The organism is Streptomyces sp. NPDC043854, assembly GCF_056436005.1.
Genome location: NZ_JBWKDK010000026.1, coordinates 100438 through 113648, shown reverse-complemented (window position 1 = coordinate 113648; position 13211 = coordinate 100438). Strand labels below are relative to the sequence as shown.

The 13211-nt window shown below is 72.5% G+C and carries 11 protein-coding genes; 2 read left to right on the top strand and 9 right to left on the bottom strand.

The genetic code is table 11. The features are described from left to right. Positions 1 to 145: 145 nt before the first annotated feature. The gene (locus tag AC068A_RS23450) at positions 146 to 1417 is read right to left on the bottom strand and encodes a cytochrome P450 (protein ID WP_478587801.1); all 1272 of its coding nucleotides are present in this window, start codon (positions 1415 to 1417) and stop codon (positions 146 to 148) included. A 55-nt stretch (positions 1418 to 1472) separates the two neighbouring features. Then, positions 1473 to 2627 carry a low temperature requirement protein A gene (locus AC068A_RS23445; protein ID WP_478587799.1) on the bottom strand — a complete coding sequence of 385 codons (1155 nt, stop codon included), beginning with the start codon at positions 2625 to 2627 and terminating at the stop codon, positions 1473 to 1475. A gap of 493 nt (positions 2628 to 3120) precedes the next feature. On the opposite strand from AC068A_RS23445, the gene AC068A_RS23440 reads away from it, so the two are divergent. Then, the gene (locus AC068A_RS23440; protein ID WP_478587798.1) at positions 3121 to 3378 is read left to right on the top strand and encodes a hypothetical protein; all 258 of its coding nucleotides are present in this window, start codon (positions 3121 to 3123) and stop codon (positions 3376 to 3378) included. Positions 3379 to 3445: 67 nt separating this feature from the next. On the opposite strand, the gene mscL is transcribed toward AC068A_RS23440, so the two are convergent. The 6 genes from mscL to AC068A_RS23410 form a co-directional block, all read right to left on the bottom strand. Next, positions 3446 to 3967, bottom strand: coding sequence for a large conductance mechanosensitive channel protein MscL (gene mscL / locus AC068A_RS23435; RefSeq protein WP_478587796.1), 522 nt, complete (start codon positions 3965 to 3967; stop codon positions 3446 to 3448). A gap of 129 nt (positions 3968 to 4096) precedes the next feature. Beyond that, on the bottom strand, positions 4097 to 4357 hold the full coding sequence (locus tag AC068A_RS23430) for a hypothetical protein (RefSeq protein ID WP_478587794.1): 261 nt from the start codon (positions 4355 to 4357) through the stop codon (positions 4097 to 4099). A 544-nt stretch (positions 4358 to 4901) separates the two neighbouring features. Beyond that, positions 4902 to 5735 carry an S-methyl-5'-thioadenosine phosphorylase gene (locus AC068A_RS23425; RefSeq protein ID WP_478587792.1) on the bottom strand — a complete coding sequence of 278 codons (834 nt, stop codon included), beginning with the start codon at positions 5733 to 5735 and terminating at the stop codon, positions 4902 to 4904. A gap of 76 nt (positions 5736 to 5811) precedes the next feature. Beyond that, the gene (locus AC068A_RS23420; protein ID WP_478587790.1) at positions 5812 to 6108 is read right to left on the bottom strand and encodes an FmdB family zinc ribbon protein; all 297 of its coding nucleotides are present in this window, start codon (positions 6106 to 6108) and stop codon (positions 5812 to 5814) included. Between the two features lie 67 nt (positions 6109 to 6175). Next, the gene (locus tag AC068A_RS23415) at positions 6176 to 7471 is read right to left on the bottom strand and encodes an MFS transporter (protein ID WP_478587788.1); all 1296 of its coding nucleotides are present in this window, start codon (positions 7469 to 7471) and stop codon (positions 6176 to 6178) included. A 471-nt stretch (positions 7472 to 7942) separates the two neighbouring features. Beyond that, positions 7943 to 9421 carry a potassium/proton antiporter gene (locus tag AC068A_RS23410; protein WP_478587816.1) on the bottom strand — a complete coding sequence of 493 codons (1479 nt, stop codon included), beginning with the start codon at positions 9419 to 9421 and terminating at the stop codon, positions 7943 to 7945. Positions 9422 to 9681: 260 nt separating this feature from the next. On the opposite strand from AC068A_RS23410, the gene AC068A_RS23405 reads away from it, so the two are divergent. Then, a complete protein-coding gene (locus AC068A_RS23405) occupies positions 9682 to 12537 on the top strand; it encodes a penicillin acylase family protein (protein WP_478587786.1) in 2856 nt (951 codons plus the stop codon). Here the strand turns inward: AC068A_RS23405 and AC068A_RS23400 are convergent. After that, complete coding sequence (locus AC068A_RS23400; protein ID WP_478587784.1) at positions 12521 to 13159, bottom strand: 5-formyltetrahydrofolate cyclo-ligase; 639 nt, start codon at positions 13157 to 13159, stop codon at positions 12521 to 12523. The genes AC068A_RS23405 and AC068A_RS23400 overlap by 17 nt on opposite strands. Positions 13160 to 13211: the final 52 nt, after the last annotated feature.

Sequence of the window (13211 nt, the reverse complement as noted above, 5' to 3'; positions counted from 1 at the left end):
GCCCGCCGCGCGCCCGCCGCGCGCCCGCCGCGCGCCCGCCGCGCGCCCGCCGCGCGCCCGCCGCGCGCCCGCCGCGCGCCCGCCGCGCGCCCGCCGCGCGCCCGCCCCGCGCCGGCCGGATCCGCGCCCCGCGCCGGCCGGAGCGCTACCCCGGCTGCTCGAACGCGAACTTGAGCGAGCGGACGCGGTTGTCGAAGTTCGACCCCGCCAGGTCCGGCAGCCCCACCGCGCGCAGCCCGACCGGCCGGGTCAGCAACTCGCGGAACAGGGCCTTCATCTCCACCCGGGCCAGGTGCGCGCCCAGGCAGAAGTGCGGACCGCCGCCGCCGAAGCCCAGGTGCGGGTTGGGGGAGCGGGTGATGTCGAAGGCATCGGGGTCGGGGAACACCGCCTCGTCGCGATTGGCGGAGGCGTAGTACAGCACGACCTTGTCGCCGGGCCGGAACAGGTGCCCGCCCAGGGTGTGCTCGGCCACCACCGTCCGGCGGAACTGGATGATCGGCGTCGAGTGCCGGATCATCTCGTCCACCGCCCCGTCCGCATGCTTCTCGAAGTCCCCCAGCAGCAGGTCCCGCTGGTCCGGATGGTCGGTCAGCAGGGACAGGCCGTGCGTGATCGCGTTGCGGGTGGTCTCCACGCCCGCGACCATCAGCAGCGAGAAGAACGCCCCCAACTGGCGCGCCCCCAGCGCCTGCCCGTCCACGTTCGCGCACACCAGCGCCGAGATCAGGTCGTCGGAGGGGTTCTTGCGGCGCTCCCGGCCGATGCCCGCGACCATCCGCTGCATCCGGGCCAGCGCCCGCAGGCCGCGCCCGGGCATCCGCAGCCGTGCCGCCAGGCCCCGTTCGACGCCGATGTTCTCCGAGGCGTGGTTGACGCGGTCGGCGATCTCCGGCCGGTGGCGCTCCGGAATGCCCATCATGTTGCAGATGACCTCCAGGGGCAGCCGGGAGGCCACGGCCGAGACGAACTCGTCGGGCCGGTCCGCCAGGACGTCGTCCACGATCCGGGCGGCCACCGCGTGGATGTCCGCCTCGGCCGCCGCCAGCAGCCGCGGCGTGAACGCCCGCTGCACGATCTTGCGCAGCTGGGCGTGGTCGTCGCCGTCCAGGTTGACCATCGAGTCCCCGAAGAGGGCCCGCACCCACCGCGCCGGCTCGGGCGTGGTCACCCCCGGCGCGCTCGCGAACACCTTCGGCAGCCGGCTCGCTTCCTGCACGTCCGCGTACCGGACGAGGGCCCAGTGGCCCCGCCCCCTGCCCTCGGGCACGAGGACCGGGGAGTCCAGCGCCCGCAGTCGGGCGAACGCCGCGAGCCGCGCCGCGGGCGGCTGCTGCCAGAACGCCGGGTCGGCGAGCTCCCCGTATTCCGCCACCGCCGGGTCGGCCTGCCCGTACCGCTGTACCGGGACTTTCATCGTTTCTTCTTCCTGTTGCCGGCGCGTTGGCCGCGGCCGCTGCCGCCCGCGCTCCTCACGCACCAGAACGCTCCCGCTCCGCCAAGGTCACGCCCGCTGCGACCGTGGCCGCGGCCACCAGCCCGGCCCACAGCACGGCGTACGTGCCCGTCCAGGCACAGGCGAGGATCGCCGCCGCCGACACCGGCAGCAGCAGCTGCTGGGCCGTGCCGTGCTTGAAGTGGCGGGAGTGCAGCAGCCAGACGAAGGCGAGGTACACCGCCATCGGCACCACCACCGTGAGGTTGGCCGCCAACCGGGAGATGTGGGCCTTGCCGACGGAGTACTCGATCGCCACCTCGATGCCGGCGCCGATCGCAGCGGCCGAAGCGAAGATCACGAAGTGCCCGTAGCCCCAGGGAATGGCCTCGCGGTTGCTGCGCAGCAGGTCGTGGGCGGGGGAGGCGAAGTAGATCCACCAGGCCGAGAACACCAGCAGCAGGCCGCCGCCCGCGATCGGCAGCAGTACGTCCAGCGCCTTGTGCTCGTCGATCGCCGACTGCACGGCGACGGTGCTGGCGGCGATGGTCTCGCCGAGCACGATGATGGTGAACAGGCCGTAGCGCTCTGCGATGTGGTGCGGGTGCCACGGGGTCTGGTGGTCGCGCTCCGCGATGACCGGCACCAGCAGCTCCGCCGCGACGAGGACGAGGAACAGCCACCTCTGGCCGGCCTCCGGCGCCGCGAGCAGCGCCACCCAGCCCGCCTGGCAGACCACCAGCCCGACCGCGTACATGAGCGCGCAGCGGCGGGCCGGGCCGCTCTCCCCGGCCGCCGCGCGCAGCCACTGCACGGTGAGCGCGAGGCGCATCACCACATAGCCGATGACGGCGACGGTCCAGTCGCTGTTGTTGAAGGCCCGCGGGATCCCGGCCGAGTAGACCAGTACGCCGGCGATCTGCACGAGCGTCGCGACCCGGTACGGCACGTCGTCGACGTCGTAGGCGGAGGCGAACCACGTGAAGTTCATCCACGCCCACCACACCCCGAAGAACACGTAGAAGTAGCCGCTCACCCCGGCGCCGACGTGGTCCTCGGCGAGCGCGTGGACCAGTTGGCGGCCGGCCTGCGCCACCGCCACGACGAAGCACAGGTCGAAGAACAGCTCCAGCGCGGTGGCGGCCCGGTGCCCCTCGTCCCGGTCGCGGGCCGTCATCGGTACGTACGCCATACCGCCCAGCACAGCAGCCCGGGGCCGGCCGGCAGGCGAGGCGCGCGGCCGCGGGGCCGGACCGCCAGCCGGAGGGCCGTGCCCGCGAACGTGCAGGGGCCGGCGACGGTCCGAGGCGGCCGCCGTCACCCGGACGGCCCCGCGGAGACCCCCTCAAAGCGGGCCGCAACCGGATGAAAGGCCTAGCGTGGTGCTGTGTCCGAGCCCTCAGACGTACGCGGTGCCGCGCCGGTCCCGCCCGCGCCTTCCCCCGCAGCGGGCGCGGCCCTCCCGTCGGCGGGACGGTCCGTCATCGCACGGGCCGCCCTCGCCGGCACGGCCGTCCCGCTCCTGCTCGTCGCCGCCATCGTGCTCGGGAGCCGGCTCCTGCTTCTTCGGCTCCTGGGCGCTCGACCCGCACGGCCGCTCACCGCGGGTCTCCGCAGGGCCCCCGCCCCGAACGGGCTGGGCCGAGGCCGGGGCCGCGGGTCCGGGCGGCCGTACCCTGGGGGGCATGAGCACCGTCCCCGCTTCCGACCCGCAGTCCGCGCACCCCGAGCCCGCGCCCCCGGCCGGGTCCGAGCCCCCGGCCGACTCCCGGACCGGGTCCGCGGCCCCGCGGAAGCCCCGGCCGCGGCTCGTCTTCGACGACCCGCTGGACCGGCAGTCCCGGGACGACACCGACCACGGGTGGGGCGAGCGGGCTCCGGCCGCCGGGAGCACCGCCGACCTGGCCCGCTTCCTCGACGAGAAGCCGCCCCACCACCTCTGACCGGCCGACGGCAGTGGCCCCGCCCGTACGGCGGGCGCCGCCGGTCCCGCCGGGACTGCTAGTGCTGCTAGTACTGCCGGTGCTGGGAGCCCGGGGCCGCCCCGGGGCCGCCGTAGCCGTAGCCGTAGCCGGACGCCCGGCCGCGCTGTGCGACCAGCTCGTCCCGGATCTCCTTGAGGACCACCAGCTCGGTGACCTCGATGGTCTCCTTGGCGCCCTCTCTGGCCTTGCGGCGGTCCTCCACCTTGGCCAGGTACTTCGCCATCGGCAGCACCATCAGGAAGTACACGACCGCGGCCGTGATCAGGAAGGTCAGCGCGGCGTTCAGCACCGAGCCCCAGAGGATGTTGACGCCGATGGGCTCCCCCTTCGCGTCGACGCCGCAGGGGCCCTTCAGACAGGAGCTGTAGCCCTCCAGGCTCTTGGTGCCGACGGCACCGACGATCGGGCTGATGATCCCCTTCACGACCGAGTTCACGATGTTCGTGAACGCGGCGCCGATGACCACCGCGACAGCCAGGTCGACCACGTTGCCGCGCATCAGGAAGGCCTTGAAGCCCGCCAGGACGCTCTCCTTCTTCTCGCTCACCGCTGAGCCTCTCCTCGAGTCCGTCTTGAATGGAGCCAACGGTTCCGAAAGCTACGGCAGTCGGGGTCCGGCACGTCAGTCCGGGTCCGACCCGTGGTGGCCCGCCGGTACGCGCCCGGCGATTCCGGATCAGCACAGCGTCACCGCCAGTCGTGCCACCGCGCCCGCCCCGACCAGGGACCGCGCCGTGTCCCGGGGGACGGACAGCACCACCAGCGCCCCGCCGTCCCCGGCGTCCTCCTCCGGACCGGGCACCCCGGCGACCCGGGCCCCCTCGGCCACCACCCGCGGCGGGCCGGCCCGCTCCGCCGCGACCACGTCCACCCGGTCGCCGGGCCGCAGCAGCCGGACCGTCGCCGCGTCCGCGATCCGCACCGGAGCCGAGACCATCCGTACGGGCTGGGGCGGTGGCGGTTCCTTCGCAGGCGGCCCGGCGCCCCGGGACGCCTGGGCCTGAGGCCCGCCCGCCACCGCGAGCGCGGCCGCCGCGACGGCCAGCGCGGCCGAGGCCGCCCGCCGCCTGCGCCGCAGCGCCCGCCGCAGCCGGTCCCCGCCCCGGCCGACCCGCAGCGGCGGAAAGGCCGGGACCGTACGGGCCGGAGGGCACGGGGGCGGAGGGGGACCGGGAGGGAGGGCGTGAACGGAAGCGGGAGCGAGGGGAGCGGGAAAGGGAGCGGAAACGGAAACGGGAGCGGGGGAGGAAGGGGATGGGGTCTGCGAGGTCCTGGACATGACGGCACCGCCGGGCTGAGGAGTGGGTTCCGGTGTCCGGACGGGCGTCTGGACCACCCCCACGATCCGCCGTTCCGCCCGTCCCCGCTCGCGCCTGTGGACCGTCCCCAGCCTGTGGGCAACCGCGTCACCCGTACGTGGCGCGGCCCCCCTCGCGCCGGGGCGAGGGGGGCCGCGTCGTCCTGCGGACTTCCGGTCCGCCCTAAGGCAGCTCGATGCCCAGGTCCCAGCCGTCGTGCGCGTGCGTGCACAGGCAGTCGCGGGAGTCCGTGGCCGGCAGGGCCGCCACGGCGTCGAAGAGGACCTCGCGCAGGCGGCCGACGTTCTCCCCGAACACCTTCAGGACCTCGGTGTGGGAGACGCCCTCGCCGGTTTCCGCGCCCGCGTCCAGGTCGGTGACCAGCGCCATCGAGGTGTAGCAGAGTCCCAGCTCCCGGGCGAGGACGGCCTCGGGGTGGCCCGTCATGCCGACGACCGACCAGCCCATCGCCGCGTGCCACTGCGATTCGGCCCGGGTGGAGAAGCGGGGGCCCTCGACCACGACCATGGTGCCGCCGCCGACCGGCTCCCAGCCCCGGCCGCGGGCCGCGGCCAGCGCCACCGCGCGGCCCACCGGGCAGTACGGGTCGGCGAAGGTGGTGTGCACCACGTTCGGAACGGTCCCGTCCGGCAGCGGCTCGCCGTCGAAGAAGGTCTGGACGCGGGACTTCGTACGGTCGACCAGCTGGTCGGGGACGAGCAGCGTCCCCGGACCGTACTCGGCGCGCAGCCCGCCGACCGCGCAGGGCCCGAGCACCTGGCGCACGCCCATCGAGCGCAGCGCCCACAGGTTGGCCCGGTAGTTGATCTTGTGGGGCGGGACCTTGTGGCCCCGGCCGTGGCGGGGCAGGAAGGCGACCTGGCGCCCGGCCAGCTCGCCGAGGAAGAGGGAGTCGCTCGGGGGCCCGTACGGGGTGTCCACCCGGACCTCGGAGACGTCCTCCAGGAAGGAGTAGAAGCCCGACCCGCCGATGACACCGATCTCTGCGTTAGCCATGCCGTCACCCTAACCGGGCATGCGCGAGGCCCCGCTGCCCTGAGGGGCGGCGGGGCCTCGCGAAGACGCGGTTCGGTCAGGCGGCCGAGGTGGAGCCCGCCGACGGGGCGGACGACGCGGCAGGCGCGGAGGAGGCCGTCGAGGTGCTGCTCGACGACGAAGCCGGCTTCGAGGCAGGGGTGCTGCTCGACGAGGCGCCGCGGCTGTCGTTCCGGTAGAAGCCGGAACCCTTGAAGACGATGCCGACCGCGGAGAACACCTTCTTGAGGCGTCCGTGGCAGCTCGGGCACTCGGTCAGTGCGTCGTCAGTGAACTTCTGCACGGCCTCAAGGCCCTCACCGCACTCGGTGCACTGGTACTGGTAGGTCGGCACGAATTTCCTCCTGGCACTCTGACTCGATGAGTGCTAACGATGCTCCATGGTGACGTATTCCGGCGGATCAGTCCACCGTCACCGGCACGCGGTGACCCATCCCACGCTCGTCGGCCTGGGCGGACGAGTTGATGATCCGGCTCGGGGCCTTGGGGGCCAGCTTCGACCGCAGCGCCAGCAGCGTGGCCAGCGCCAGGACCGTGCCCGCCATCGGCACCAGGAAGCCGTACGAGGATCCGTGCGCGTCGGTCAGGCGGCCGGCCGCGATGACGGCCGTGGCCTGGCCGAAGGCGACGGCGCCGGTCAGCCAGGTGAAGGCCTCGGTGCGGGTGTGGGCCGGGACCAGCGACTCCACCATCGTGTAGCCGGTGATCAAGGCGGGGGCGATGCACAGGCCGACGAGCAGGCCGAGGGCGCCCAGCAGGACGGCCGAGTGCGCGGTCCACAGGACGGACGCGGCGGCGGTCAGGCCGGCGTAGCCGAGCAGCAGCCGGCGGCGCGGGCCGATCTTCCAGGCGATGGCGCCGCAGGCGATGCCCGCGATCATGTTGCCGGCCGCGAACACGCCGTACAGCATGCCGTTCGCGCCCGGGTTGCCGATCTCGTTGGAGAAGGCGGCCAGCGAGACCTGCATGCCGCCGAAGACGGCGCCGATCCCGAGGAAGGCCGCGATCAGGACGCGCAGGCCGGCGTAGGACAGGGCGGAGGCGTGCTTCTCGCCGGTCGCCGCGGCGGCGTGGACCTTCGGCTGGGTGGCGCGCCGGGCGGCGAAGAGCAGGCCGCCGGCCAGGGTCAGCGCGGCCTCGGTGGCCAGGCCGGCGGCGGGGTGGCCGCCGGTGCACAGCGCGGTGGCGAGCACCGGGCCGACGACGAAGGTGAACTCGTCGGTGACGGACTCGAAGGCGGCTGCGGTCGGCAGCAGCGGCGAGCCCTCGAGCCGGGCGGTCCAGCGGGCCCGGACCATCGGGCCGACCTGCGGCACCGAGGCGCCGGTCGGGACGGCGGAGAGCGCGAGCGCCCACAGCGGGGCGTCCAGCAGGGCCAGCGCCACCAGGGCGGCGACGGCCGCGGCGTGCGCGAGGACGACCGGGACGAGGACGGCGCCCTGGCCGCGGCGGTCGGTGAACTTGCCCATGACCGGCGCGGACAGGGCCATCGAGATGCCGGTGACGGCGGAGACGATGCCGGCGCTGCCGTAGGAGCCGGTGGTGTGCTGGACCAGGAGCAGGATGCTGATGGTCAGCATGCCGAAGGGGAGGCGGGCGGCGAATCCCGGGAGGACGAAGCCCAGGGCGCCGGGGGTGCGCAGGAGCGCGCCGTATCCGGGCCGGGCGGACGTGTCGGTCGTGACCGCGGATGTCACGGCCTGGCCTTTCCGCTGCCTGGTAGAGATCCCGGCTTGCGGAGGTGTTTCGCTGGTGAGCGGCCGCACCCGTACACGGGAGCCCCGAGAGCTGTCCTCTTGCGCAGAACCGAGTGATACCTGGGCGCCCACTGCGGTGAGGGTGCCACGGCCGCTTTGCGGTCGCGCCAGCTCTGCGTCAGGCAGAGTTGGTTCGATGTGGTGTGCCTTTATCGTACAGGCAGGTGTGCTATCACGCCCTGTGATTCCGCCGACAAGCCATGCCCTTGCCTGCGATTAACGGGAACTTCGCACTCCTCGCCCTCCATAAGACCTTGAATCGGCGTAAAAACCCGCAGTTTCCATGGAAAACGGCCGATTTGGAGCGGTGCTCTAATGTCTGAGGCCGTTGGGACCCGCGTGATCGAGGGGTTTCACGGCCTCCGGCGGTGGAATCCGGCGCGGACATCCGGCAGGGAGTCCGTGTCCCGGTCAGCGCCCCGGCGTCCCGTTCCCCGTTCCCAGCCATCCGGCCAGCTTTCCGCCCCGGGCCACCGCCCGCAGCCGCGCCTCCGCCGCGTCCCGCACCGGGTCGGTGGCCACCACCAGCAGCTCGTCCCCGCGCCGCAGCACGGTCGACGGCAGCGGTACGAAGCTCTTCCCCTCCCGGACCACCAGCGTCACCGAGGCCCCGGGCGGCAGCCGCAGCTCGCTCACCTCGACGCCGTGCATCCGCGAGGCCTCGGGGATGGCGAAGGACAGCAGGTGCCCGCGCAGTTTCTCCAGCGGGGCCGATTCGATCCCCAGGTCGGCGGCCGTCTCGTCGGCGCTGCCGAGGTTGAGCTTGCGCGCCAGCCAGGGCAGCGTCGGCCCCTGCACCAGCGTGTAGACGACGACCAGTACGAAGACGATGTTGAAGACGCGGTCGCTGCCCTCGATCCCGGTCACCATCGGGATGGTTGCCAGGATGATGGGGACGGCGCCGCGCAGGCCCGCCCACGACATCAGGGTCTTCTCCGGCCACGGAATCCGGAACGGCGCCAGGCTGAGGAACACCGACAGCGGCCGCGCCACCATGGTCAGCACCAGTCCGATGACCACCGCGGGCCAGAAGTCGCCGGCCAGCTCGTGCGGGGTGACCAGCAGGCCCAGCAGGACGAACATGCCGATCTGGGCGATCCAGCCGAGCCCGTCCGCGAACCCGCGGGTCGCCGGCCAGTGCGGGAGCTTCGCGTTCCCGAGCACCACGGCCGCGAGGTACACCGCGAGGAAGCCGGAGCCGTGCGCCATCGCGCCGGCCGCGTACGCGGTGACGGCGATGGCCATGACGGCGATGGGGTAGAGGCCCGAGGCGGGCAGGGCCACGTGCCGCAGCCCGTAGGCCCCCAGGAAGCCCACGGCCAGGCCGATCGCGGCGCCGATCGCGAGCTCCAGTGCGATCTTGCCGATCAGGACGTACCAGGCGTCGATGGGTCCGGCGGTCGAGAGCGCGACGACGAGGATGACGACGGGGGCGTCGTTGAAGCCCGACTCGGCCTCCAGCACGCCCGTGATCCGCGAGGGCAGCGGCACCTTGCGCAGCACCGAGAAGACGGCCGCGGCGTCGGTCGAGGAGACGACCGCGCCGATCAGCAGTGACTGCCGCCAGTCCAGCCCGACCAGGTAGTGGGCGCCCGCGGCCGTCACGCCCACGCTGATCGCCACGCCGACGAGCGACAGGGCGACCGCGGCCGGCAGCGCCGGCCTGATCTGCTTCCACTTCGTGCCCAGACCACCCTCGGCGAGGATCACGACGAGGGCCGCATAGCCGATGACCTGCGTCAGCTCGGCATTGTCGAAGACGACGCCTATGCCGTCCTGGCCTATCGCGACGCCTATGCCGAGGTAGATGAGCAGGCTGGGCAGCCCGCTGCGCGAGGAGATGCGCACCGCCGCGACGGCGATGAGCAGGACGAGCGAGCAGACCAGCAGAAGCTCGTTGAGCGTGTGGACGGTCAGTGGGCGGCCCTCCTCAACACGCCTGGTGGATCGTTCCCCCTGGCGACCGGATCGACGAATGGTTCGTTAGCTTACCTAAGATTTGACGCTTCCTTTACGTGATAGCCACATTGTGAAACGCCGGTTCGCCCTTGTCCTGAGGACCTCGACCCCTGGCGGATCAACGCATGCGGTCCTGCGCCTATGGTTGCTTCCAGCACTGCCAGGACCACCCTGCCCCTCTAAGGACAGCGATGCCCGCCAAAGAAACCGCCCCTTCCGTCAAGAAGAAGGGACGACGCGCCCGACTGATCGTGCTCGTTCTGGTCCTGGCGCTCCTCTCGGGCTTCGGGTACGGGACGTACTGGGGCCTGGACACCGTCCGGGCCTCCTTCCCGCAGACCACCGGCTCCCTGAAGGTTCCCGGCCTGACCGGGACCGTCGAGGTCAAGCGCGACGCCCACGGCATTCCCCAGCTGTACGCCGACAACGACGACGACCTCTTCCGCGCCCAGGGCTTCGTCCACGCCCAGGACCGCTTCTGGGAGATGGACGTGCGCCGCCACATGACCTCCGGGCGGCTCTCGGAGATGTTCGGCGCCGGTCAGGTAGAGACCGACGCGTTCCTGCGCACCCTCGGCTGGCGCCAGGTCGCCCAGGCGGAGTTCGACTCGAAGCTCTCCCCGGACACCAAGAAGTACCTCCAGGCCTACGCCGACGGGGTCAACGCGTACATGAAGGGGAAGTCCGGCAAGGACCTCTCCGTCGAGCACGCCGCCCTGGGGCTCAGCGACGGCTACCGGCCCGAGCCGTGGACGCCGGTGGACTCGGTGGCCTGGCTCAAGGCGATGGCCTGGGACCTGCGCGGCAACATGCAGGACGAGATCGACCGCGCGCTGATGGCGAACAAGCTCACGCAGCAGCAGATCGACGAGCTCTACCCGCCGTACCCCTTCGACCGGAACAAGCCGGTCGTCGAGGGCGGCAAGATCGAGGGCGGCAAGTTCACGCCGCAGGGCACCTCCGGCTCCGGCGCCACCGGCACGGGATCCGGCTCGGGCTCCGGCGCCACGGGCACGGGCACGGGCTCCGGCGCCGCAGGCGCCTCCACCGCCTCCCAGGCCTCCACCGCCCCGCAGTCCGGCCTCGCGGGCAACGCCGGCGCCCAGGGCGCGACCGTGGGCCTGCGCACCTCGCTGTCCTCCCTGGCCAAGTCCCTGGACCAGATCCCGGCCATCCTCGGCCCCAACGGCAGCGGCATCGGCTCGAACTCCTGGGTCATCTCGGGCAAGTACACGACCACCGGCAAGCCGCTGCTCGCGAACGACCCGCACCTTTCCCCGCAGCTGCCCTCGGTCTGGTACCAGATGGGCCTGCACTGCCGCGCCGTCTCGCCCCAGTGCCAGTACGACGTCGCCGGCTACACCTTCTCCGGCATGCCCGGCGTGGTCATCGGCCACAACACGGACATCGCCTGGGGCATGACCAACCTCGGCGCCGACGTCACCGACCTCTACCTGGAGCAGGTCCGGCCCGAGGGCTACGTCTACGACAACAAGGTGGTCCCCTTCACGACCCGTGTGGAGGAGATCAAGGTCGCCGGCGGCAGCTCCAAGAAGATCACCATCCGCTCCACCAACAACGGCCCGCTGGTCTCCGACCGCAGCGACGAGCTCGGCACGGTCGGCAGCCGCGCCCCCGTGCCCAGCTCGGCCCCGGACCGCGGCGACGGCTACGCCGTGGCCCTGCGCTGGACCGCCCTGGACCCGGGCAAGTCGATGGACGCCGTCTTCAAGCTCAACAAGGCCAAGGACTTCGCGGGCTTCCGCAACGCCGCCCGCGACTTCGAGGTCCCCTCGCAGAACCTGATCTACGCCGACGTCAAGGGCAACATCGGCTACCAGGCCCCGGGCCGCATCCCGCTCCGCGGCGCCGGCGACGGCCGCACGCCCGCCCCGGGCTGGGACCCCAAGTACGCCTGGAAGGGCGGCAAGGACGGCAACACCGGCTACATCCCGCAGGACGAGATGCCGTACGACTACAACCCGGCGCGCGGCTACATCGTCACCGCGAACCAGGCCGTCGTGGAGAACGGCACCGGCGCGGGCAAGTACCCGCACCTGCTGACCGGCGACTGGGGCTACGGCGCCCGCAGCCAGCGGATCAACGACCTCATCGAGGCGAAGATCAAGGACAGCGGCAAGGTCTCCAGCGACGACATGCGCGCCATGCAGATGGACAACAGCAGCGAGATCGCCGCACTGCTGACCCCGATCCTGGCCAAGATCGAGATGGGCGACCCGGACGTCCGCGCCGCCCAGAAGCTGCTGGACGGCTGGAACTACACCCAGGAGCCGGACTCGGCCGCTGCCGCCTATTTCAACGCGGTCTGGAGCAACATCCTCCGGCTGGCCTTCGGCGACAAGCTGCCGAAGGAGCTGCGCATCCAGGGCAGCTGCATGAACGTCCGCGAGGAGACGAGCGGACCGGCCGACGACCTGGCCAAGACCGTCCGCGAATGCGGTGCGCGCGATGCCGACTCGGCGCAGCCGGACGGCGGCGACCGCTGGTTCGAGGTGGTCCGCCGCCTGGTCAAGGACGAGAAGTCGGCCTGGTGGCAGTCGCCCGCCGTCCGCAACAAGCCGGCGACCACCACCCGCGACGAGCTCTTCGCGCGCGCCATGGTCGACGCCCGCTGGGAGCTGACCGCCAAGCTCGGCAAGGACCAGTCCACCTGGAGCTGGGGCCGCATGCACCAGCTGACGCTGAAGAACCAGACCATCGGCAAGGAGGGCCCGGGCTTCCTCCAGTTCATGCTCAACCGCGGCCCGTGGAACCTGGGCGGCGGCGAGGCCACCGTGAACGCGACCGGCTGGAACGCGGCCGGCGGCTACGGGGTCACCTGGGTCCCGTCCATGCGGATGGTCGTGAACCTCAGCGACCTGGACAAGTCCCGCTGGATCAACCTCACCGGCGCCTCCGGGCACGCGTACCACGACAACTACACGGACCAGACCACGCTGTGGGCCAAGGGCGACCTGCTCGACTGGCCCTTCGGCAAGGAGGCCGTGGACAAGGCGACGGTGTACCGGCTCACCCTGAATCCGTGAAACGCGTCACCCCCGAGGGGGTGGCCACCGCCTGAACGGGGTGGTCGTGCGGTTCCTCCGGGACCCGCGCGACCACCTCTTCGTCGTAGAGGAGCACGACCAGCGCCGGATGCGCCCCGGCCCGCGCCAGGCGCGCGAGCACCCGGTCGTACGAGCCCCCGCCGCGCCCCAGGCGCATCCCGCGCCCGTCGACCGCCAGCCCGGGCAGCAGGACGGTGTCGGCGCCGGTGACCGCATCCGGCCCGAGGCGCGGGCCGGAAGGCTCCAGCAGCGGTATCTTCCCCGCGTGGCCGGCCTCGGCGAGGGAGCCCGGGCCCCCGTACGCGGCCCAGTCCAGGTCGTTGTCGGGCAGCAGGACCGGCAGCAGCACCCGCTTCCCGGCGGCGCGCAGCGCGTCCAGCAGGTCGAGGGTCCCCGGTTCGCTGCCGACCGAGACGTACGCGGCGACCGTGCGGGCGCCGGCCAGCTCGGGCAGGGCCAGGGCGGAGCGGGAGAGCGCGCGGGCCGAGGTGCGCAGGGATTCGGGGGACAGGGCGCGGCGGGCGGCCAGCAGTTCGCGGCGCAGCAGCGCCTTCTCGGAGGGCCAGGGCGGGCGGGCGGGGTTCGGCGGGGTCGTTACCACTGGTGACTCGTATTTCCTCTCAAAAAGGATCAAATGTTGATCTACTTACCGG